At 65.6% G+C, this 1,508-nt stretch carries 3 protein-coding genes; all 3 read right to left on the reverse strand.

Features of this window, described 5'->3' with window-relative positions:
* Nucleotides 1–185 precede the first annotated feature (185 nt).
* The 3 genes from rplT to FDZ70_10535 are packed head-to-tail and all read right to left on the reverse strand — an operon-like array spanning nucleotide 186 to nucleotide 1,422.
* Nucleotides 186–545 carry a 50S ribosomal protein L20 gene (gene rplT / locus FDZ70_10525; protein ID TLM66350.1) on the reverse strand — a complete coding sequence of 120 codons (360 nt, stop codon included), beginning with the start codon at nucleotides 543–545 and terminating at the stop codon, nucleotides 186–188.
* Between the two features lie 45 nt (nucleotides 546–590).
* Entirely contained in the window at nucleotides 591–788 is a 198-nt protein-coding gene (rpmI, locus tag FDZ70_10530; protein TLM66351.1) for a 50S ribosomal protein L35, read from the reverse strand.
* A 4-nt stretch (nucleotides 789–792) separates the two neighbouring features.
* Entirely contained in the window at nucleotides 793–1,422 is a 630-nt protein-coding gene (locus FDZ70_10535; protein TLM66352.1) for a translation initiation factor IF-3, read from the reverse strand.
* Nucleotides 1,423–1,508 lie beyond the last annotated feature (86 nt).

The raw sequence follows: 1,508 nt of genomic DNA on the forward strand, positions 1-1,508 counted from the left end.
ATGCTGTGGTGCGGCTTCGAACTGGTCTTCATGCTCAACGCCGGCGCCGTGGGCTACTTCATCGTCGGAGCGCTCGCGGCACTCGCCTCGGCCACGCTCAGGCGCTCCCCCGCCACTACGCGCTGAGGCCCGCCACCATCGCGGTGACGGGCCTCGAAGCCGGGTCGAACCGTGCGCGCTTCGCTCTACGCGGCGACGGCCTGCTTGGCCAGCTCGGCGAGCTTCGCGAACGACGCGGCGTCGTTGATCGCCATGTCGGACAGCACCTTGCGGTCCAGCGCGATGCCGGCCACCTTCAGACCGTGCATGAACTGCGAGTACGATAGACCCGACAGGCGGGCGCCGGCGTTGATGCGCGCGATCCACAGGCGGCGGATCTCGCGCTTCTTGTTGCGGCGGTCGCGGTACTGGTACTGGAGCGAGTGCTGGACCTGCTCCTTGGCGTCCTTGTACGTGCGCGACTTGCAGGCCGAGTAGCCCTTCGCACGAGTCAGTACTGTGCGGCGCTTCTTCTTGGCGGTGACCGCCCTCTTCACCCTAGGCATCGGTGATCACTCCTCGTTTCTCGTATCAGCGGCGAGATCGGCGTATCAGCCGATGCCGAGGTTCTTCTTGATGACGGCGGTGTTGGCCGGATCCACGAGCGACTCGGCGCGGAAGGCGCGCTTCCGCTTCGGGCTCTTCTTCTCGAGGATGTGGCTCTTGAACGCGTTGCCCCGCACGATCTTGCCGGTACCCGTGGTGCGGAACCGCTTCGCGGTGCCCTTGTGCGTCTTCATCTTCGGCATGCGGTCACTCTCCTTGGCTCTCGTCAGCCTCGGCGGCCGGCGCTTCGGCGGCCTCGTCGGCCGCAGCTTCCTCGGCCGGCTTCTCGGCATGTGCTTCCTTCTTCGGCTCCTTGGGCTTGACCGGAGCCAGCAGCATGAACATGTTCCGCCCCTCGAGCTTGGGCTCGGCCTCGACGACCGCCAACTCCCGCAGCTCCTCGGCCAGCTTCTCCAGGATGGCCAGCCCGCGCTCGGCGTGCACCATCTCGCGTCCGCGGAACATGATCGTGATCTTGACCTTGGCGCCCGCCTCCAGGAACCGCACGACGTGACGCTTCTTCGTCTCGTAGTCGTGCTTGTCGACCTTCGGGCGGAACTTCATCTCCTTGATCTGGATCATGGTCTGGTGCTTGCGCGCCTTCTTGGCCTTGATGGCCTCCTCGTAGCGCCACTTGCCGTAGTCCATGATCTTGGCGACCGGCGGATCCGCGTTCGGCGCGACCTCGACCAAGTCGAGGCCCAGGTCGTCCGACATCGTGAGGGCGTCGGACGTGGCGTAGATGCCGAGCTGCTCGCCGTCGACGCCGATCAGGCGCACCTTCGGCACCCGGATCTTGTCGTTGACTCGCGTATCGGTAGAGCTGATGGCGGTCACCTCCGTACTGTGCGCCCCGATGCCACACGGGGCACTGCCTTCACTTCCCGAAGAACGAGAAACGCCCGGCGGCTTCGAAGGTGAGC

The organism is Actinomycetota bacterium (genome assembly GCA_005774595.1).
GTDB lineage: Bacteria > Actinomycetota > Coriobacteriia > Anaerosomatales > D1FN1-002 > D1FN1-002.

Excerpts from the sequence above, each read along its gene's own strand:
- rplT (TLM66350.1), bottom strand. The coding sequence starts at position 545 with ATGCCTAGGGTGAAGAGGGCGGTCACCGCCAAGAAGAAGCGCCGCACA.
- rpmI (TLM66351.1), bottom strand. The coding sequence starts at position 788 with ATGCCGAAGATGAAGACGCACAAGGGCACCGCGAAGCGGTTCCGCACC.